Annotated in this window: 17 protein-coding genes and 2 rRNA genes (1 of these 19 cut by a window edge); 17 read left to right on the top strand and 2 right to left on the bottom strand. The window is 50.2% G+C overall.

Going from position 1 to position 20,141, the window contains the following annotated elements; genetic code table 11:
- Positions 1-2,622, top strand: a 23S ribosomal RNA gene (locus AC0VZ8_RS30880) (it extends 306 nt beyond the left edge of the window).
- 146 nt (positions 2,623-2,768) lie between these two features.
- Positions 2,769-2,885 (top strand): 5S ribosomal RNA (gene rrf / locus AC0VZ8_RS30875).
- 401 nt (positions 2,886-3,286) lie between these two features.
- Here the strand turns inward: rrf and AC0VZ8_RS30870 are convergent.
- Both AC0VZ8_RS30870 and AC0VZ8_RS30865 read right to left on the bottom strand, forming a co-directional pair.
- Positions 3,287-3,997, bottom strand: a complete 711-nt coding sequence (locus AC0VZ8_RS30870; RefSeq protein ID WP_475485327.1) for an SRPBCC family protein — start codon at positions 3,995-3,997, stop codon at positions 3,287-3,289.
- Positions 3,998-3,999: 2 nt separating this feature from the next.
- Positions 4,000-4,308, bottom strand: a complete 309-nt coding sequence (locus tag AC0VZ8_RS30865) for a metalloregulator ArsR/SmtB family transcription factor (protein ID WP_260069217.1) — start codon at positions 4,306-4,308, stop codon at positions 4,000-4,002.
- A gap of 180 nt (positions 4,309-4,488) precedes the next feature.
- Between AC0VZ8_RS30865 and AC0VZ8_RS30860 the strand changes: the two genes are divergently transcribed.
- The 15 genes from AC0VZ8_RS30860 to radA all read left to right on the top strand — a co-directional run bounded on the left by AC0VZ8_RS30860 (position 4,489) and on the right by radA (position 20,130).
- Entirely contained in the window at positions 4,489-5,526 is a 1,038-nt protein-coding gene (locus tag AC0VZ8_RS30860) for an ABC transporter ATP-binding protein (RefSeq protein ID WP_260069218.1), read from the top strand.
- Complete coding sequence (locus AC0VZ8_RS30855) at positions 5,519-6,277, top strand: ABC transporter permease (RefSeq protein WP_475485326.1); 759 nt, start codon at positions 5,519-5,521, stop codon at positions 6,275-6,277. The genes AC0VZ8_RS30860 and AC0VZ8_RS30855 overlap by 8 nt, the downstream gene beginning before the upstream one ends.
- Before the next feature lie 45 nt (positions 6,278-6,322).
- On the top strand, positions 6,323-6,688 hold the full coding sequence (locus AC0VZ8_RS30850; RefSeq protein ID WP_260069220.1) for a GntR family transcriptional regulator: 366 nt from the start codon (positions 6,323-6,325) through the stop codon (positions 6,686-6,688).
- Between the two features lie 25 nt (positions 6,689-6,713).
- On the top strand, positions 6,714-7,415 hold the full coding sequence (locus AC0VZ8_RS30845; RefSeq protein WP_216535495.1) for an ABC transporter ATP-binding protein: 702 nt from the start codon (positions 6,714-6,716) through the stop codon (positions 7,413-7,415).
- On the top strand, positions 7,412-8,155 hold the full coding sequence (locus AC0VZ8_RS30840; protein ID WP_475485325.1) for a hypothetical protein: 744 nt from the start codon (positions 7,412-7,414) through the stop codon (positions 8,153-8,155). The genes AC0VZ8_RS30845 and AC0VZ8_RS30840 overlap by 4 nt, the downstream gene beginning before the upstream one ends.
- A 353-nt stretch (positions 8,156-8,508) precedes the next feature.
- Positions 8,509-9,612: an amidohydrolase/deacetylase family metallohydrolase gene (locus tag AC0VZ8_RS30835; protein ID WP_475487788.1), complete on the top strand. Its 1,104-nt coding sequence runs from the start codon at positions 8,509-8,511 to the stop codon at positions 9,610-9,612.
- On the top strand, positions 9,590-10,693 hold the full coding sequence (locus tag AC0VZ8_RS30830; RefSeq protein ID WP_475485324.1) for a DgaE family pyridoxal phosphate-dependent ammonia lyase: 1,104 nt from the start codon (positions 9,590-9,592) through the stop codon (positions 10,691-10,693). The genes AC0VZ8_RS30835 and AC0VZ8_RS30830 overlap by 23 nt, the downstream gene beginning before the upstream one ends.
- Before the next feature lies 1 nt (position 10,694).
- Positions 10,695-11,450, top strand: coding sequence for a 2-dehydro-3-deoxy-phosphogluconate aldolase (dagF, locus tag AC0VZ8_RS30825; protein WP_113061169.1), 756 nt, complete (start codon positions 10,695-10,697; stop codon positions 11,448-11,450).
- Positions 11,443-12,459 (top strand): sugar kinase, encoded by a 1,017-nt coding sequence (locus AC0VZ8_RS30820; protein WP_475485323.1) that lies wholly within the window; start codon positions 11,443-11,445, stop codon positions 12,457-12,459. The genes dagF and AC0VZ8_RS30820 overlap by 8 nt, the downstream gene beginning before the upstream one ends.
- 7 nt (positions 12,460-12,466) lie before the next feature.
- Positions 12,467-13,183: a GntR family transcriptional regulator gene (locus tag AC0VZ8_RS30815; protein WP_475485322.1), complete on the top strand. Its 717-nt coding sequence runs from the start codon at positions 12,467-12,469 to the stop codon at positions 13,181-13,183.
- Between the two features lie 359 nt (positions 13,184-13,542).
- Complete coding sequence (locus AC0VZ8_RS30810; protein WP_071221042.1) at positions 13,543-14,004, top strand: CtsR family transcriptional regulator; 462 nt, start codon at positions 13,543-13,545, stop codon at positions 14,002-14,004.
- A 24-nt stretch (positions 14,005-14,028) separates the two neighbouring features.
- Positions 14,029-14,553 carry a UvrB/UvrC motif-containing protein gene (locus AC0VZ8_RS30805; protein ID WP_475485321.1) on the top strand — a complete coding sequence of 175 codons (525 nt, stop codon included), beginning with the start codon at positions 14,029-14,031 and terminating at the stop codon, positions 14,551-14,553.
- Positions 14,554-14,591: 38 nt separating this feature from the next.
- On the top strand, positions 14,592-15,656 hold the full coding sequence (locus AC0VZ8_RS30800; RefSeq protein WP_475485320.1) for a protein arginine kinase: 1,065 nt from the start codon (positions 14,592-14,594) through the stop codon (positions 15,654-15,656).
- Positions 15,657-15,766: 110 nt separating this feature from the next.
- Complete coding sequence (gene clpC, locus AC0VZ8_RS30795; RefSeq protein ID WP_071221039.1) at positions 15,767-18,223, top strand: ATP-dependent protease ATP-binding subunit ClpC; 2,457 nt, start codon at positions 15,767-15,769, stop codon at positions 18,221-18,223.
- A gap of 539 nt (positions 18,224-18,762) precedes the next feature.
- Positions 18,763-20,130 (top strand): DNA repair protein RadA, encoded by a 1,368-nt coding sequence (gene radA, locus AC0VZ8_RS30790; protein WP_098749113.1) that lies wholly within the window; start codon positions 18,763-18,765, stop codon positions 20,128-20,130.
- The last annotated feature ends 11 nt before the right edge of the window (positions 20,131-20,141 follow it).

Here is a 20,141-nt window from a genome sequence, read left to right as displayed (position 1 = left end):
CGTCTCACATGGAGTTACAAAGGAATTTATTAGGCGAAGAGGTCTGGAAAGGCCCGCTATAAGAGGTAAAAGCCCTGTAGCCGAAAGTATATTCCCTCCGAGACGGATCCCGAGTAGTGCGGGGCACGTGAAACCCCGTATGAATCCAGCAGGACCATCTGCTAAGGCTAAATACTCCCTAGCGACCGATAGTGAAACAGTACCGTGAGGGAAAGGTGAAAAGCACCCCGGAAGGGGAGTGAAATAGATCCTGAAACCGTGTGCTTACAAGAAGTCAGAGCCCTATTTATGGGCGATGGCGTGCCTTTTGTAGAATGAACCGGCGAGTTACGTTCCCATGCAAGGTTAAGGCGAGAAGCCGTAGCCGCAGCGAAAGCGAGTCTGAATAGGGCGACTGAGTATGTGGGCGTAGACCCGAAACCGTGTGATCTACCCCTGTCCAGGGTGAAGGTGCGGTAACACGCACTGGAGGCCCGAACCCACGTATGTTGAAAAATGCGGGGATGAGGTGGGGGTAGCGGAGAAATTCCAATCGAACTCGGAGATAGCTGGTTCTCCCCGAAATAGCTTTAGGGCTAGCCTCGGAATTGAGAGTCGTGGAGGTAGAGCACTGATTGGGTGCGGGGCCCGCAAGGGTTACCAAGCTCAGTCAAACTCCGAATGCCATAGACTTATATCCGGGAGTCAGACAGTGAGTGCTAAGATCCATTGTCAAAAGGGAAACAGCCCAGACCATCAGCTAAGGTCCCCAAGTGTGTGTTAAGTGGGAAAGGATGTGGAGTTGCACAGACAACCAGGATGTTGGCTTAGAAGCAGCCACCATTTAAAGAGTGCGTAATAGCTCACTGGTCGAGTGACTCTGCGCCGAAAATGTAACGGGGCTAAACACACCACCGAAGCTATGGCTTGATACGTATGTATCAGGGGTAGGGGAGCGTTGTATGCAGGTTGAAGGTGTACCGTAAGGAGCGCTGGACAGCATACAAGTGAGAATGCCGGTATGAGTAACGAAAAGATCAGTGAGAATCTGATCCGCCGAAAGCCCAAGGTTTCCTGAGGAAGGCTCGTCCGCTCAGGGTAAGTCGGGACCTAAGGTGAGGCCGAAAGGCGTAATCGAAGGACAACAGGTTGAAATTCCTGTACCACCGTAAACCGTTATGAACGATGGGGTGACGCAGGAGGGTAGTGACGCGGACTGATGGATGTCCGTCCAAGCAGTGAGGCTGATGTGTAGGCAAATCCGCACATCGATAAGGCTGGGCTGTGATGGGGAGTGAAAATTATAGTAGCGAAGGTCATGATCTCACACTGCCAAGAAAAGCCTCTAGTCAGGTGAAGGTGCCCGTACCGCAAACCGACACAGGTAGGCGAGAAGAGAATTCTAAGGCGCGCGGAAGAACTCTCGTTAAGGAACTCGGCAAAATGACCCCGTAACTTCGGGAGAAGGGGTGCCTCGGTAGGGTGAATAGCCCGAGGGGGCCGCAGTGAAAAGGCCCAAGCGACTGTTTAGCAAAAACACAGGTCTGTGCGAAGCCGTAAGGCGAAGTATACGGGCTGACGCCTGCCCGGTGCTGGAAGGTTAAGGGGAGCGGTTAGGAGCAATCCGAAGCTGTGAACCGAAGCCCCAGTAAACGGCGGCCGTAACTATAACGGTCCTAAGGTAGCGAAATTCCTTGTCAGGTAAATTCTGACCCGCACGAATGGCGTAACGACTTGGGCGCTGTCTCAACGAGAGATCCGGTGAAATTTTAATACCTGTGAAGATGCAGGTTACCCGCGACAAGACGGAAAGACCCCATGGAGCTTTACTGCAGCTTGATATTGGATTTGGGTACGATCTGTACAGGATAGGTGGGAGCCTTTGAAGCATGAGCGCCAGCTTGTGTGGAGGCGACGTTGGGATACCACCCTGATCGTATCTAGGTTCTAACCTGGTACCGTAATCCGGTACGGGGACAGTGTCAGGCGGGCAGTTTGACTGGGGCGGTCGCCTCCTAAAGAGTAACGGAGGCGCCCCAAGGTTCCCTCAGAATGGTTGGAAATCATTCGAAGAGTGCAAAGGCATAAGGGAGCTTGACTGCGAGACCTACAAGTCGAGCAGGGACGAAAGTCGGGCTTAGTGATCCGGTGGTACCGCATGGAAGGGCCATCGCTCAACGGATAAAAGCTACCCTGGGGATAACAGGCTTATCTCCCCCAAGAGTCCACATCGACGGGGAGGTTTGGCACCTCGATGTCGGCTCATCGCATCCTGGGGCTGAAGTAGGTCCCAAGGGTTGGGCTGTTCGCCCATTAAAGCGGTACGCGAGCTGGGTTCAGAACGTCGTGAGACAGTTCGGTCCCTATCTGTCGTGGGCGTAGGAAATTTGAGAGGAGCTGTCCTTAGTACGAGAGGACCGGGATGGACGTACCGCTGGTGCACCAGTTGTTCCGCCAGGAGCATGGCTGGGTAGCTACGTACGGACGGGATAAGCGCTGAAAGCATCTAAGCGTGAAGCCCCCCTCAAGATGAGATTTCCCAATTAGTAAGACCCCTTGAAGACGACGAGGTAGATAGGTTGGAGGTGGAAGTGCAGCAATGCATGGAGCTGACCAATACTAATCGGTCGAGGGCTTATCCAAAATTACCCCAAAAAGTGAAGCGAAGCTTTGAAGCAACGCCGAATACTTTCCGGGGACCCCGATACCACATCGGGTAATGCTACGGATTCTAATCAACGCAAATTTCGTTTCGTATCTAGTTTTCAGGTGATCAAGCATCTGAACCGTTTGGTGGCGATGGCGGAAGGGTTCCACGCGTTCCCATACCGAACACGACCGTTAAGCCTTCCAGCGCCGATGGTACTTGGACCGAAGGGTCCCGGGAGAGTAGGACGTCGCCAAGCGAACAACCATAAAGACCGTTATTGAGCAATCGATAGCGGTCTTTTCCTATATGCAGATAACTTGGGGCTGTTCCCCATTGATCAGCGCTGAGTACGCTTCTACACATTTGGTGAGTTACTAAGACGGGTACTGGCTATGAAGTTGTACTGATTGGATGTTGCTACATTCTCCAAACAACAGATTCAAAAATCAAAAAGACGATCCCGGCAGGATCGCCTTTTTGATATCTATTTGAACTAACAATAAAATCATGACCGATGAAATTGCCCTCGCTTGCCAGCAAACAGCTTGTATCCTCATATACCTCATGCACGCTCTGTGTTCCCTCTGAAGTCGGTGACGATCCGTTCTAGGATAGTTGCCGCCCCTATGTACTTCCTTACTTAGTACACTTCATAACTTATGCTTCAACCACGTTCCTCTGTCCATAAGGAAGCACCGTAAGTGTAGCGCTGCTAGGGTTGCCATGTCGGATAAAACCGATGACAACCTGCTCGCCAGGCTTCATCGAGGTGACCTTATCTTCCAGCTCATCGTAACGGCGAATGACCTGACCGGCAGCACTCGTAATGATATCGCCTTCCTCCAAGACACCGTCTGCAGGTGTGTGGGCAATCACTTCAACGACTTTGACGCCCTCTATGCCGTCATTACGGTATGTATAATGATTCATACCGATCCAGCTGGACCAGAAGGTGGAGCGGATATCTTGGTCAGTCTCCAGCACGCTCTTCATATTCCGCATGAATCGGTATGTACCAAAGGCCATGTTATCCATCATCATATACTCCCGCTCATTAGACCATAATCCTGTATACTCGATGCGGACCAAGGTGCCTTCTGTATGTGGTTCAATGGTCCAAATGGTAAGCTCCTGGTCTTCTCCCTTGAGCGTGAGTTTGCGGTAAGGGGTAAGCTCCTCAATCGTACCGGTGTAGGATACGCCCCAGCCGTAATCAAGGGCGATGTGACCGCCGACCTTCAGGTCGATCTCACAATGGCGAGTTTCCCATCGATTGCGTTCTTGTGGATCGGTCAATGCTTTCCATACACGCTCGGGTGTTGTACGGATGACAATTTCTCGCTTAGCATGGTTGAAAATAGAGTCCATTCTTATGATTCCTCCTCAAGATATTGTTTAAGTCTGCTTAACTTATTTTCCAGAATAGAGCCAAGCTCTTGTTGAAGCTCCGCATACCCTCGCTGAAAATTCGGGGTATTCAATCGGTAGTAGCAATACTTGCCTTCTCTTCGTTCTAGTAACAGCTCCTCTTCGAGCAAGATGGCAAGATGCTTCTTTACGGCGGGCTGTGAGATATGGAATGCCTTCACGATCTCCAACTGAGGGAGCTCTCGATGAGCGACCATATTTAGGATTTTCCTTCGGATGGGATCGGAAATGGCGCGGTACATATCACTCATGATTGGAATCCCCCATCCCTTCAAAATATAACCTTTTGGTTATATGTATGGGTTAAGTATAATTTTCCAACCCATGGATGTCAATACGAAATATGAAACAAAAAATTAGGCTTTACAGAACCAAAACACTAGTGTACTATTTAACTATAACACCGATACAAAAAGGAGTGTAACTAATACATGAGCGGAAACGATTCAAATAAAAGGACAACGAATATAGAGAATGCCTCAGGGGAATGGGTTGATGGAATCAGTGGAACGGCCTCCACCAATAGGAAAGATGCCAAGAAAGGGCCCGTCGTGCTTACCGTCAATCAGGTCACCAAAACGATTGGCAAGAAGAACATCGTCGATGGGCTATCCTTTGATATTCATCGCGGTGAAATCGTTGGTTTGCTTGGACCGAACGGCGCGGGCAAAACAACAACCATTCGGATGATTGTAGGGTTAATCGAGATGACCCATGGCGATGTACAGGTAAAAGGGCACAGCATCAAGAAGGACTTCGTTCAAGCCGTCCGGCATATCGGGGGCATCATCGAGAATCCGGAATTCTATCCGTACATGAGCGGTTATGACAACCTGAGACAGTATCAGCGGATGTCTGAGGGAGTGACCATCACGAGAATTATGGAGGTGGTTAAGCTTGTTGGGCTCCAGGATGCCATCCACAAGAAGGTGCGCGCTTATTCCCTGGGAATGCGCCAACGGCTTGGAATAGCGCAGGCCTTGCTGCATAATCCATCCATCCTCATTCTTGACGAGCCGACGAACGGTCTGGATCCTGCCGGTATCCGCGAGATGCGGGATTACTTGAAGCAAATCGCCAAAGATGAGGGAATTGCGATTCTCGTATCCAGCCACCTGCTGTCGGAGATGGAACTGATGTGCAGCCGTGTGGTCGTTATCCAGGAGGGGAAATTCGTAACCGAGCGTTCTATCGGGGGGACAGTCGTTAATGAAGAATTTACTACAGTAAGCTTCCGCGTGAATGACGCGACCATGGCTGAACAAACGATTAGACATTTGCAAAACATCACATTGCGGAGCACCCAACTGGAGGAGGGAATCATTACCCTTCAACTTCAGGAAGAAGATATTCCTTCGCTGATCCAGTCACTGTGTGATGCACGGGTACGGATTTACCGGGTAGAAGAGATCAAATCGTCACTTGAAGAAGAATTCTTAAAATGGACAGGAGGCAACCGCATTGCGTAGCTTTGGAAATCTCGTCTGGAATGAATGGCTCAAAATGTTTAAGAAACGCAGCTTCTTCCTGCCATATGCGCTTTTGGCCGGAATGGTGGTCTTCACGGCGTTCTTGCTCTATAAGTTTTCCGGTGGGAGCAGTACCGGTTATGAATTTGCCGAGATAGCTGTAACAACCAAGGGAATGGGGCAAGTGCTGACCCTGCTTGCCATTGTCGTGACGGCAGGAGCCGTAGCGAAGGAACACAGTATGGGAACAATCAAATTGCTGCTTATACGTGCACAGAGCCGCACCAAAATTTTGGCATCGAAATATGTGGCCGTATTGATTTACATCTTAACACTGGTGGCCTTCATGTTTGCTGTAGCCGTGCTGACAGGTCAAATTACGTTCGGCATGGATGTCGGCTCCGTTACGCTTGGCGATGTGTTCATTGGAGCGGTGAACAACCTGGTGTATACGATCGTTTATGTAACGCTAACCTTTATGGTAGGCATTCTAACGAGATCTACCGGTCCTGCAATCGGCATCGGCATGTTTATGGTCATTATGGAAAGTATGGTGGTACAGCTGCTTGCGCGTTACTCCTGGTCTAAATACCTGCTGTTCCTGAACGTGGACCTTTCCATATACAGCGGAGGCACAAGCTCTCCGATTCCAGGCATGAGTTTAACATTCTCAATGATGATGCTCGCTGCATATCTCCTCTTGTTTCTTGCGATAGGCTTTGTTACGTTTAAAAAACGGGATGTCGCATAAGGGACCTGAGTTCGAGGTAGAGCGGCGGAAAGGAGCAACCCGACAGTGAGTATAGAATTCGACAATAATCTGCCGATCTATTTACAGATCATGACGTATTTAAAGAAAGAAATCATCATCGGCAAACTGCAGCCCGGTGATAAAATCCCATCGGTTCGAGAATTAGCGAGTGAGCTTCAAATAAATCCAAACACGGTGCAGCGAACTTTTCAGGAATTGGAGCGTGAGGGTATTGTGGAGACGCGGCGGGGATTGGGCCGATACGTAACAAGCGAGGAATCGAAAATCATGGAAATCAAAAAAGAAATGGCCGGCGATCTGCTGGAACGGTTTATACGCGGCATGCAGGAGCTCGGCTTTAAAGATCAGGATATCATTACGATCGTGGAAGATGCTGTGAAGCAGCCATGATCCAAAAAGCGGAGGTGAGACCATAGTGGAAAATCTGTTACAGGTAAAGAACGTGACCAAAACGTATGCCGGCGGCCGCAGAGCATTACATGATGTTAATCTGGATATTAACGGTGGAAAAATCATTGGTTTGCTTGGCACCAACGGCAGCGGAAAGAGTACGCTTATGAAAATAGCCGCTGGGTTGATCCAGCCCACAACGGGCGGCGCATACGTGAATGGCAAACCGGTCGGCCTGGAAACCAAAGCCGTCGTTTCCTTTATGCCGGATCGGCCCGTGACGGAATCCTGGATGAAGGTATCGGATGCGGTGGCATATTTCAAAGATTTTTATGAGGACTTTAATATGGAGAAGGCACGCAATATGCTGGAATTCATGAATTTAAAGACCCATGACCGCATCAGTTCCTTATCCAAAGGAATGAATGAGCGCCTGCAGTTATCACTGGCTCTGTCCCGTGAAGCGCAGCTATATATGCTGGATGAGCCGATTGGCGGAGTGGATCCGGTAGCCCGGGGCAAAATTTTGGATGCGATTGTGGAGTTCTACAACGAAGACAGCAGCATTATCATTTCAACCCATTTGGTCCGGGATATTGAGCGGATATTTGATGAAGTGATCTTTATTCAGGGCGGCGAAGTCGTTATGCATGACGAAGTTGAGAACATCCGCCTAAAACACGGAAAAAGTGTGGATGAGATGTTTAAAGAGGTGTATGCGGAATGATGAAACTATTCAAATACGACTGGAAGAGAAATTCGACAACGCTGCTCGGCGCCTTTGCGATCCTTCTCATCGTTCAGATTGCGATCACGGTAGCAGGCTCGATAAGAGATTGGGAGCTTGGAATAATGTTGGGTCTAAGCATGCTGGCTTATGGCTCCGTGAGTGTATTGCTTCTTGTGGTCACTGGCAAGAACTTCGGCTATAACATAAAGGCATATCACCGGCGTTTACTCCCCGTACATTCCGTGTGGAATGTTGTTTCATCACTTTTACTGGCATGTGTAAGCTTGCTGGCACTTGGGATATTGATGGCTCTGCATTTATGGTACTACTTGAACGCAGCGGACATTTGGGAATACATCAATTTCACTGATGTTCCCGTTTCGTATTATATCGGGCTTGCCCTGCTGATGGTATGGAAGTTCATCTATTTGATGATTGCGATATTTTTTGCAATTACTGTGTCCAGGAGCATTTCGAAGAAGGGCAGTACATGGATCGGCATTTTGGTGTTTTTCGTGTTGCAATACGTACTTGGCTGGCTTAGCCAAATGCTTTTCGGAGAAGATGCAGCGTGGGCCGGTCCTATGGCTAGCATTTCATTTTTCGAGAAAGCAGACGTTACGGTATCGACCGTGCCATATACATTAGCATGGGGGGCGCTTGCTTTTGAAGTGATATTGGCCGCGTTGATCGTGTATGCAACGGTCTACCTCATCGACCGGAAGGTTGAGGTGTAACCAAAAAAAGATACTTGGAAATCAGGAAAACGAATGAACAAGGTCTGGACTATGACGAACAAAGAGACTGCCTATCGAGGGCAGTTTTTTTGCGTATGGAAGGAGATAACAGGGGCAAGACAGAACTAGAACCTTACCCATAGCCTTCCTGAGCAAGAGTGGAACCCTCCATTAGATCCTGTGAAAAGGGGATAAATACAGAAATGCGATTAAACATTATAACGTTATATTCACGTAGCGCTCGTTCTGTGCTATGCTATAACCACGACACTCAACTTACACAATGTAAACCGACGGGATAAGAGGATCCAAGGCTGGTCCGGCAAGGCTGAAGGAGTGAAGCTATGAAGATATTGGAACAGCGTTTTATTATACGCAATGTAAAGACGGTCCATGATGATGAACCTTTTGACATTGTCATGGAGAACGGGTTCATAACCGAAATAACGGATGCGAACACGGCACAGGGTGCCAACAGTTTTGATGGTACGGGTCTATATGTGTCCAGCGGCTGGATCGATATGCATGTCCATGCGGTCGCCAAGCTGGAGCCTTACGGAGATGCCATCGACGAGATCGGCGTTAAGCAAGGGGTTGCCACCATAATCGACGCAGGAAGCTGCGGCGCGGATACGATTGGAGAACTGGCAGCCGAGGTTGCAAGGTCCAAGACGAATGTGTTTGCTTTTCTGAATATTTCGCATATCGGTCTGCAGCGGGTCGACGAGTTGTCCAGTCTGGAATGGATCGATGCCGAGAAGGCAACAAAGGCGGTAAACACGTATCCGGATCTGGTCATTGGACTCAAGGCCAGAATCAGCAAAAGCGTCGTCAGGGACAATGGGGTAGAACCGCTTCGACTCGCAAGAAAATTGTCGGAGAAAACGTCACTGCCGCTAATGGTACATATCGGGTCAGGGCCACCTCCGATTGAGGAAGTATTGGAGCTGCTTCAGAAAGACGACATTATTACTCATTATTTGAACGGCAAAGCCAACAATTTATTTGATTCGGACGGGAAGCCGATCCCTGCCCTGGTGGAAGCGATAGCTCGCGGCGTTCATCTGGACGTGGGCCATGGAACGGCAAGCTTCTCGTTCTTGGTGGCAGAGTATGCCAAGGCCCAAGGGATTAAGCCGGACACGATCAGCACCGATATTTATCGCGGGAATCGCATCCATGGCCCGGTCTACAGCCTGGCTAATGTCATGACGAAGTTCCTGTATTTGGGGTACAGCCTGCAGGAGGTGGTCTCAGCGGTAACGGACCATGCAGCAGGATGGTTGCGCCGTCCGGAGCTTGGCCGAATTCAGGCCGGCGATGCCGCTCACCTGACGCTGTTTGCCCTGCAGCAGGGCGCTATGAGTTTAACGGATTCCGAAGGGGAGACCCGAATCGCTGATCGATATATCGAAGCCAGAGGAGTGGTAGTCAATGGATCATTCATTACATGCTAAATACGGGTTGAAACGCGTGGTTAATGCCAGCGGGCGCATGAGTATTCTTGGTGTATCGGCGCCGACGGATACCGTCATGGAAGCGATGCGGATCGGCGGGCAGAGTTACGTGGAAATCGCGGATCTGGTAGATAAGGCGGGCGATTACATGGCGCGCATCCTTGGTTCCGAGGCTGCGGTCGTTGTCAATTCCGCTTCCAGCGGAATCGCGCTTTCCGTGGCTGGAATCGTCACCGAAGGTAATCGCAGGCGAAGTGACCGACTGCACCAGGAGCCGATCGCGAAGAACGAGATCATCATGTTTAAGGGACATAATGTGCAGTATGGTGCACCTGTTGAAACGATGGTTTATCTCGGGGGCGGCAAGGTCGTTGAAGTTGGGTATGCCAACGAAGGGCGCAAGGAGCATATCGCAGAAGCGATTAATGAGCATACAGCCGCCATTTTGTATGTGAAATCCCATCACTGCGTACAGAAAAATATGATTTCGGTGGAAGAAGCGGCAGAAGTGGCCCAGGCACATGGACTTCCGCTGATTATCGATGCTGCTGCCGAAGAGGATATCCAGAAGTATGTGAAATACGGGGACCTGGCCATATACAGCGGATCCAAGGCGATTGAAGGCCCGACCTCCGGCATTGTCGGCGGCAAACGTCAATACGTCGAGTGGGTAAAAGCGCAGCTGCATGGTATTGGGCGCAGCATGAAGGTTGGCAAGGAAACGACGTTTGGACTGCTTCAGGCGCTGGATGAGTATATGGTGAAGGAAGATAAGAGTGAGCAGGAGAAAGCGGCACTGGAGGAAATGAAATCCTTATCGAAATTGCCGGGCATTGAGGTAAGCATTGTTCAGGACGAAGCGGGAAGGGCGATCTATAGGGGGCGCGTGAAAGTCGATGAAAATGCGGCCGGGGTCAGTGCCAAGTCCATGAACGATCAGCTTCGCGAAGGCGATATTGCTGTATACACCAGGGATTACGGCGTTCGCCAGGGGTATTTTGATATTGATCCTCGCTCGCTTTCCGGGGATGATTTGCAAGTCATTATAACGAGAATACAGCAGATTGCAGGGGGAAACTAAGATGGCAAATATGGAGAAACGTCTTTACAGAAATCGCGCGGCATTGAACGTACTTGCAGGCAGCATTCAGAACGCGAAGGAAATTTTTGAAGCTTCGGAAGGGCATGTGCTGGTCGGCGTATTGTCCAAAAATTACCCGAACGCACAAGAGGCCGTTATTGCGATGAAGGAGTACGGCGCCGTTATCGAAGATGCGGTATCGATCGGATTGGGTGCCGGCGATAACCGCCAAGCTGCGGTGGTTGCCGAGATCGTGAAGAGCTATCCGGGTACGCATATCAATCAGGTGTTCCCGGCAGTCGGTGCTACACGTGCCAATCTGGATGGCAAAGAAAGCTGGATCAACAGCCTCGTGTCCCCTTCGGGTCAAGTGGGCTACGTGAATATCTCAACCGGACCGGTGAGCGCTGCCGGATCGGACAAAGCCATCGTACCTGTAAAAGCGGCCATCGCGCTGGTGCGCGATATGGGCGGTAACGCACTGAAGTACTTTCCGATGCAGGGCTTGAAGCTGGAAGATGAGTACCGTGCGGTAGCGAAGGCGTGTGCGGAGGAAGGATTCGCGCTTGAACCAACAGGCGGGATTGATAAAGAGAATTTTGAAGCCATCGTGCGCATCGCATTCGAAGCGGGAGTGCAGCAGGTCATCCCGCACGTGTACTCCTCGATTATCGACTCGGCAAGCGGAGATACAATCATTAGCGATGTTCAAGAGCTGCATCGCAAGCTAAAGGCGCTGGTTGATCAATATGCCTAAGACGATTGCCGCATATGGCGAAGTGATGATGCGTCTTCAAGTACCGGGATATGCTTCCTTGGCTCAAGAGAGCCATTTGAATTACTCCTTTTCCGGCACGGGGGTAAACATCGCCTCGGCTGTGGCAAGGTTCGGTCATAACGGTTATCTGGTCAGCACGCTGCCGGATAACCCGCTTGGCGAAGCGGCGGTTTCCTACTTGCGCAAGCTTGGCATCGATACTTCCCTCATAAGCCGCGGAGGCAAATATGTTGGCATGTACTTTTTGGAGAATGGCTTTGGTGTCAGACCCGGACGCGTGACCTATACGGACCGGCTGGGCAGCAGCTTTAACACGGCAGAGGATGCCATGTACGATTTCGGTGCGATTGCCCAAAAGATAGACATGGTCCATTTTTGCGGTATAACTCTTTCCATGAATGACACGGTACGAGGCCAAATGAAGACACTGGCTCGTGAAGTTAAGGCTAACGGGGGAACCGTTGTGTTCGATTGCAATTATCGTCCCTCTTTATGGGGGACAGACCGCTATGGGTTTGCCAAGCCGCACTATGAGGAAATGCTGACATTGGCGGATATCGTCTTTATGAATGAGAAGGATGCTATCTATGTCCTTGGCATGGAGACGACCCGGGAGGATCGCAACGAACAGCTGCAGGAGTTGATTCCGAAGGTGGCAGCGAAGTATAATATTACGGTTGCGTCGGGTACCCACCGCAAGATCAACGGGGATAACACCCATTCTCTGCAAGGCTATCTCTACACGGATGGAGCGTTTCATTTTTCCAAAACGTTGACGTTTTCCGTTCACGATCGTATCGGCGCGGGTGATGCTTACGCCAGCGGGGTGATCCACGGGATCTCGGAGGGTTATGAACCGAATCGGACGGTTGATTTTGCCGCAGCTGCGGCGATGCTTGCCCATACCGTAACAGGGGATACGCCGACGGCGAACGAACGCGAAGTGCTTCAGGCAATGAGTCATCATATGTCTGATGTGGAAAGGTAGGAGAAGCATGTCGATCACGCGGAAGAACGGTCCGTTATACTTGCAAATCAAGAAGATCATAAAAGATCGGATTCTGCATGGGGAATATCCACTCGGCTCCCATATTCCTTCCGAGCCGCAGCTGGAGCAGGAATTTAACGTTAGTAAAATGACGGTCCGCAATGCGATCCAAGAGTTGTATCAGGAAGGGTATGTAGAGAAGCGGAGCGGGGTAGGAACGATTGTGACCCGGAATACTTCCTTCTCCAAGCTTTCCAAAGGCAAGCTGTTTACCGAGATTCTGGTCGAAGAAGGACACCAGATTCGGAAGCGTCACCTGAAGACGGAATGGGTGCTTAATGAGCCGGATAGCGAACTGTTCTTAAAATTCGGGGGGCGGTGCCTGCTTATTGAACGATTGTATTTACTGGACGGGAGTCCTTTTATTTACTACACTCACTACGTGTCATCCCAAGTGGATATGGGTGAAGAGTTCGGTTCCACCGAACTGCCGTCTCTCTATGACCGCATCGAGGAAAGTCAAATTACGCTTGAGAATTTCCGCGACCGTTTCCTGGCAACCGTGGCAAATGAAGAGACTGCCTCTTTGCTTGAAGTAAGTGTAGGCTCTCCGTTACTGAAGCGGCTCAGAACCTCTTATGACGGGACAGGCAGCATCATTGAATACAGCATCGGTTATTACAATACGGAGCTGCAGCACTACTTGATCAGTTATGACGCTTAAAGCTTGATACGATATAGGATTATGATATGGAGAAGTGGTCTTGTAACCGGTTTTCACCGGTATGGGGGCTGCTTCTTTTTTGTTGCCCTTTGTATGAATTGTTCTTGAAGAAGAGGCTATAAGCGATCAAAGAACTGGGTACAATAAGAATAAAGGCAAAGCGCGATAAATTGAGAAGTACCTCTTGGCAAAATGAAAAAATGTGCTATAATGAGATCAAAGTCAAAGAAAGTCAAAGTCAACGAGAGGGTTCGCTGGTTTTGATTATGGTTAAAATTAACGTATAAGCAAGGCTCTGTGCGGACGTGTAAGATCACTATCCGTCTTAACGTTTCAAACAGTGGAGGATGAACAGACCAATGCGTAATATCTCTGATATTATCGAACAATACCTGAAGAGCATACTGCAGGAAAGTCCGGAGGGTACCGTTGAAATTCAACGCAACGATCTGGCGGAGCAATTTTCTTGCGTTCCTTCCCAGATTAACTACGTGATCAGTACACGGTTTACGCTGGAGAAGGGCTTTCTTGTCGAGAGCAAGCGCGGCGGGGGCGGGTACATACGCATCCAACGTATCGAGCTTCCCCAGCATACTGCACTCCAGCAGCATCTTCATCATACCATTGGCAGCATGATTGACCAGACGGTGGCTGAAGGATTGATTTACCAGCTGGAGGAGTCCCGTTTTTTAACGAAGCGGGAGGCCAGCCTGATGCGGGCCGCCATTTCAAGGGAGTGCCTGAATGTGAAGCTTCCTTATCGGGATGAGCTGCGTGCAAGGATTATGAAGGCGATGCTTATTTCTTTATTAGGTAAGTGAGTCTGTGTAAGGGGGCATCGGATTATGATATGCCAAGAATGCGGTAAACGGCCGGCGACACTTCATTTCACCAAAATTGTGAACGGGGAGAAAACGGAGTTTCATTTTTGTGAAACCTGTGCCCGCGAAAAAGGGGAATTGATCCCCGGTACGTCGAATGGTTTTTCTATACACAGTTTGTTGTCAGGTCTTCTGGATCTGGATCCTTCAGGCAAGGGCCAGAGCCCCGGCGCAAAAATGGCCCAGACGCTGCAGTGCGAAGAATGCGGTATGACGTATTCCCAGTTCAGCAAGCTTGGCCGGTTCGGCTGCAGCTCGTGTTATAAATATTTTTCGGATCGATTGGATCCATTGTTTAAGCGAGTCCATGGGGGAACATCCCATGTCGGTAAAGTGCCGAAGCGTACGGGTGGCCGGATTCAGATCAAACGTCAAATCGATGAGCTTAAGAAGGAGCTTCAAATTCGGATCGTGCAGGAGGAGTTTGAATCGGCTGCCGAGATCCGGGACCAAATCCGTGAGCTGGAGCGGAATATAACTCAGGGATAAGATTGTAAGATTTTGCACTTTAGTAGGAGGAATGCGTGATGTCTAATCTCCGGTTTACCGATTCGGCGCTGAGCGAGTGGATGCGCGGAAACGGTCAGGATTCCGACATTGTCATCAGCACCCGTGTCAGGGTGGCGCGCAATCTGCAGCATCTTCCTTTCCCGCTGCTGGCAACGGATCAGCAGTCAGGAGAAGTGCTAGAGCGCCTGACGAATGTGCTGAAGAATAAGGACGATTTGCAGGATTTCGGGGATTTACATGTAATTAAATTAAGTGAGATTGATGAGCTGGATAAGAAGGTTCTTGTTGAGAAGCATCTGATCAGTCCCAATCTGGCGAATGAATCCCGAAACGGTGCAGTCATCCTTACGGAAGATGAATCCGTCAGCATTATGATCAATGAAGAGGATCACCTGCGCATACAGTGTTTATATCCCGGATTCCAGGTTCGTGAGGCATGGGCACGTGCGACGGCGCTGGATGATGTTTTTGAATCCGAGATCGATTATGCATTTGATGATAAGCGAGGTTATCTTACCAGCTGTCCGACTAATGTCGGAACCGGCCTTCGCGCATCGGTCATGATGCATCTGCCTGCTCTTGTTATGACACAGCAGATTAACCGGATTCTCTCGGCTGTATCGCAGGTAGGTTTGACTGTAAGAGGGATTTACGGCGAAGGCAGCGAAGCATTAGGCAACCTGTTTCAAATCTCGAATCAGATTACGCTCGGTCAAACCGAGTCGGAGATCATTGAGAATCTTCACAGCGTCGCCCTGCAGATCATCGAGCATGAGAAGAATGCCAGAGACCGGCTCTTGGGTGAATCCAAGCTCCGGATTACGGATCGGGTTATGCGCTCCTATGGCATACTGTCCTATGCAGCGGTGATGGATTCGAAGGAAGCGGCCCAGCGGTTGTCCGATGTTCGGCTTGGTGTGGATCTCGGCCTTCTGGAAGGTCCGGAAATCCCGGTCATGAATGAACTGAATGTGAAGACGCAGCCGGGCTTTTTGCAGAAGACCTATGGAGAGGGCATGACTCCTTCCGAACGCGACATGTACAGGGCTAAGCTCATCAGAGAAACATTGGGTAACCATTAAGGATCTATACTCGTTTTACAGTTGGATGACGGTTTAAGCGTCCCATTGCTGACGATACACCGAAATCCGCGAGGTTCAATATATTAATTGAAACGTGGAGGTGCAATACTATGATGTTTGGCAGATTTACGGAACGTGCACAAAAGGTGCTTGCATTGGCTCAGGAAGAAGCGGTACGTCTGGGGCACAACAATATCGGCACAGAACATATCCTGCTAGGACTTATTCGTGAAGGAGACGGCATTGCAGCCAAAGCGCTGATCGGACTTGGACTTGGTCTTGAGAAAATTCAGGATGAAGTCGAAACATTAATCGGACGCGGACAGGAGCAGCCTACCAACATTGCCTATACGCCAAGAGCGAAAAAGGTAATTGAGCTCTCCATGGACGAAGCTCGTAAGCTTGGTCATACCTACGTAGGTACGGAGCATATTCTGCTGGGGCTGATTCGTGAAGGTGAAGGGGTTGCAGCACGCGTGCTGAACAACCTGGGCATTAGCCTGAACAAAGCTCGCCAGCAAGTACTGCAGCTGCTTGGCAGCAGCGAAGCGGTATCGAGCCATCATGGCACGCCGCAAAACGTAAGCACGCCTACACTGGACAGTCTCGCTCGCGATTTGACCGCCATTGCCAAAGAAGGCAACCTGGATCCGGTCATTGGACGCAGCAAAGAAATTGAGCGCGTAATTCAGGTACTAAGCCGCCGTACGAAGAACAACCCGGTATTGATTGGTGAACCAGGGGTAGGTAAGACGGCGATTGCGGAAGGTCTGGCACAACGCATCATTAACAATGAAATTCCGGAGACACTGCGTGACAAACGCGTCATGACGCTGGATATGGGCTCAGTTGTTGCCGGTACGAAATACCGCGGCGAGTTTGAGGATCGTCTGAAAAAAATCATGGATGAGATTCGTCAAGCGGGCAACATCGTTCTGTTCATCGATGAGCTGCATACCTTGATCGGTGCAGGCGGTGCAGAAGGTGCGATTGACGCTTCCAACATCCTTAAGCCATCATTGGCACGCGGAGAACTTCAGTGCATCGGAGCAACCACACTGGACGAATACCGCAAATATATTGAAAAAGATGCTGCCCTCGAGCGCCGTTTCCAACCGATCACGGTGGACCAACCGTCGCCTGAGGAAGCCATTCAGATTCTGTATGGACTGCGTGACCGTTATGAAGCGCATCACCGCGTGAAAATTACGGATGAAGCGATCGAGCAGGCTGTGAAATTGTCAGACCGCTACATTACGGACCGCTTCCTGCCGGATAAAGCGATTGATCTGATTGACGAGGCTGGTTCAAAAGTTCGCCTTCATACGTATACCATACCGCCTAATCTAAAAGATCAGGAAGCACATCTGGAGGACATCCGCAAAGAGAAAGACGCAGCTGTCCAAAGCCAGGAATTCGAGAAGGCTGCAGCGCTGCGCGATACGGAGCAGAAGCTCCGCGAAGAACTAGAAATCACGAAGAATCAATGGAAAGAAAAACAAGGACGTACCGATTCCGAGGTAACGCCGGAGGATATCGCCGACGTTGTCGCCAACTGGACTGGTATTCCTGTAAATAAACTGAAAGAAGAAGAGACCGAGCGTCTTCTGAATCTGGAAGAAATCCTCCACAGCCGCGTGATCGGTCAAGAGGAAGCGGTCAAAGCGGTCAGCCGTGCGGTTCGCCGGGCACGCGCAGGCTTGAAAGATCCGAAGCGTCCAATGGGCTCCTTCATCTTCCTGGGTCCTACAGGGGTAGGTAAAACTGAGCTGGCACGCGCACTTGCTGAAGCGATGTTCGGAGATGAGAATGCGGTTGTGCGAATCGATATGTCCGAGTACATGGAGAAGCATTCCACGTCACGTCTCGTCGGAGCGCCTCCGGGATATGTAGGTTACGAGGAAGGCGGTCAGCTGACCGAGAAAGTACGCCGCAAGCCGTATTCCGTTGTCCTGCTCGATGAAATCGAGAAGGCGCATCCTGAGGTATTCAACATCCTGCTTCAAGTGCTGGAAGACGGACGCTTGACCGATTCCAAGGGCCGCGTGGTGGACTTCCGGAACACCCTGATCATCCTGACCTCCAACGTGGGAGCGGAAGCGATTAAGAAAAATTCAACGCTTGGATTTACTGCGGTGACGGATGCAGGTCGCGATTATAACAACATGAAAGGCAAAGTGATGGATGAGCTCAAGAAGAGCTTCCGTCCGGAGTTCTTGAACCGGATTGACGAGATCATCGTATTCCACTCTTTGGAAGAGAAACACATTGCTGAAATCGTGACATTGATGTCCGACGAGCTGCGCAAGCGTCTGAAGGAATTCGAGGTGCATTTCGAGCTCACAGACAAAGCGAAGGCCTTCATTGCGAAGGAAGGATACGATCCGGCCTTCGGTGCCCGCCCGCTGCGCCGGGCTATCCAGAAGCACATCGAGGATCGCCTCTCCGAGGAGCTGCTGAAAGGGACTGTGGCCAAGGGTGACTCTCTCGTAATTGATGAGGCTAATGGCGAGCTTGTGGTGAACAAGAACGAAAGCGTCACTGCCGCATCAGTCGAAACTGAATAATGTAACTTCAACCCCCGCTGGAATGAAACCCAGCGGGGGTTTTAATTTTAAGGCTAATGGAAGATGAAGGTTTTGTATGGGGCAGAAACTTGGATGCTCAGAAGTTATGTAAATGAAATGACTGAGGCTGTTTAAATCGGTAAATTAATTAGGCATAGGGGTGATTAGCGAATTAGGAGAACAGATCCTCATGTATCAACCTAGCGGAGAGGACGGAATCGTTCTGAAGAAGCGAAAGCGTTCGCCTTTAAAACCGGGAAACCACTTTTGATTTCAATGCCAGTTTCCTGGTTTTAACAGCGATCGTAAGAACGATCCGGCAGCGAAGCGGACACGGTTTTTATTCGTTAATAATCAGCAAAAAATAATGCTGATTCGCCCCCAATCCTTCAAATTTGAAACAAATCCTTCTCATCCCGCGTAAAGTTTCCAATTAACCTTTACGTTGAATTATAAGAAATGGTAAACTTTGAGTAATGCCTGATTTTGCAGGGTTTTACGGAATCCGACAAATGATGTGCGACATAAAGGAGATTCACATGGCAAAAACTAAAACGAAATTTTTCTGTACCGAGTGCGGCTATGAAGCGCCCAAATGGTTCGGAAAATGTCCGGGCTGCCAATCATGGAATTCCATGGTAGAGGAGACCGAGACGGTAATCAAGACGCAGGGGATGAATTCCCCTCTTTTTCATAGTAAAGAAAAACCTCTTTCGATCATAAATATAGAAAGCGGTAAAGAACCCAGAATCCAGACGGGCATAGCGGAATTGAACCGTGTGCTCGGCGGCGGGCTTGTTCCAGGTTCACTCGTGTTAGTCGGCGGTGATCCCGGCATCGGCAAATCCACGCTGCTGCTGCAAGCCTCCAATCGGTTGGCCCAGAACGGTATACGCGTTCTGTACATTTCCGGTGAGGAATCCGTACGCCAGACCAAACTGCGTGCAGATCGGCTCGGGGCGCTGTCCCCGGAGCTGTTTGTCCTTTGTGAAACCAATTTGGAATCGATTGAGGAAGCCATTGAGAACGTAAAGCCCGGCTTTGTTGTCATTGATTCCATTCAGACGGTGTATTTGCCGGAGGTAACCAGTGCGCCGGGCAGCGTTTCCCAGGTTCGGGAGTGTACGGCACGCTTCATGCGATTGGCGAAGGTGAAAGGCATAGCGACCGTCCTGGTCGGTCATGTGACTAAGGAAGGCGCAATTGCAGGCCCAAGGATGCTGGAGCACATGGTGGACTGTGTGCTTTATTTTGAAGGAGAGCGTCACCATACTTACCGTTTGCTTCGTGCGGTAAAGAACCGTTTCGGTTCGACGAATGAGATTGGCATTTTTGAGATGGGTGAGGATGGACTTCGGGAAGTCGGGAATCCATCCGAACTGTTTTTATCTGAACGGCCTTTAGGTGTAGCGGGTTCAACCGTTGTTGCAAGCATGGAGGGAACTCGCCCGGTTCTGGTCGAGCTGCAGGCGCTCATCTCCACAACCCACTTCCCGTCACCGCGCCGGATGGGCACAGGGGTGGACCACCACCGCATGAATCTAATCATTGCTGTGCTGGAGAAACGGATGGGCATGTACCTGCAAACCCAAGACGCCTATCTGAACGTAGCGGGCGGTGTGAAGCTCGACGAACCTGCGGTGGATCTGGCCATAGCGGTCAGCATAGCGTCCAGCTTCCGCGACATTCCGACCAAGCCGTATGACGTTATTTTTGGCGAGGTGGGTCTGACCGGTGAGGTTCGGGCCGTTTCAAGAGCAGAGCAGAGGGTAAGAGAAGCCGAAAAGCTGGGTTTTAAGCGCGTACTCATGCCGGAGAAGAGTTTGAAGGGATGGAAGCATCCGAAAGGAATACAAATTATAGGAGTAAACACCGTTGCAGATGCATTAGCGGTTGCGTTAGATTAGGGGGCATACGA

The organism is Paenibacillus sp. QJM3NY_38 (genome assembly GCF_056173265.1).
The sequence above is the reverse complement of the archived record's forward strand: the minus strand, read 5'-3'. Positions and strand labels throughout refer to the sequence as shown.

Bases quoted from the DNA above. Each gene is read 5' to 3' on its own strand.
- AC0VZ8_RS30820 (WP_475485323.1), top strand. From the start codon at position 11,443: ATGCCTAAGACGATTGCCGCATATGGCGAAGTGATGATGCGTCTTCAA.
- AC0VZ8_RS30865 (WP_260069217.1), bottom strand. From the start codon at position 4,308: ATGAGTGATATGTACCGCGCCATTTCCGATCCCATCCGAAGGAAAATC.
- AC0VZ8_RS30840 (WP_475485325.1), top strand. From the start codon at position 7,412: ATGATGAAACTATTCAAATACGACTGGAAGAGAAATTCGACAACGCTG.
- radA (WP_098749113.1), top strand. From the start codon at position 18,763: ATGGCAAAAACTAAAACGAAATTTTTCTGTACCGAGTGCGGCTATGAA.
- AC0VZ8_RS30800 (WP_475485320.1), top strand. From the start codon at position 14,592: ATGTCTAATCTCCGGTTTACCGATTCGGCGCTGAGCGAGTGGATGCGC.
- dagF (WP_113061169.1), top strand. From the start codon at position 10,695: ATGGCAAATATGGAGAAACGTCTTTACAGAAATCGCGCGGCATTGAAC.
- AC0VZ8_RS30830 (WP_475485324.1), top strand. From the start codon at position 9,590: ATGGATCATTCATTACATGCTAAATACGGGTTGAAACGCGTGGTTAAT.
- clpC (WP_071221039.1), top strand. From the start codon at position 15,767: ATGATGTTTGGCAGATTTACGGAACGTGCACAAAAGGTGCTTGCATTG.
- AC0VZ8_RS30870 (WP_475485327.1), bottom strand. From the start codon at position 3,997: ATGGACTCTATTTTCAACCATGCTAAGCGAGAAATTGTCATCCGTACA.
- AC0VZ8_RS30805 (WP_475485321.1), top strand. From the start codon at position 14,029: ATGATATGCCAAGAATGCGGTAAACGGCCGGCGACACTTCATTTCACC.
- AC0VZ8_RS30810 (WP_071221042.1), top strand. From the start codon at position 13,543: ATGCGTAATATCTCTGATATTATCGAACAATACCTGAAGAGCATACTG.
- AC0VZ8_RS30860 (WP_260069218.1), top strand. From the start codon at position 4,489: ATGAGCGGAAACGATTCAAATAAAAGGACAACGAATATAGAGAATGCC.
- AC0VZ8_RS30815 (WP_475485322.1), top strand. From the start codon at position 12,467: ATGTCGATCACGCGGAAGAACGGTCCGTTATACTTGCAAATCAAGAAG.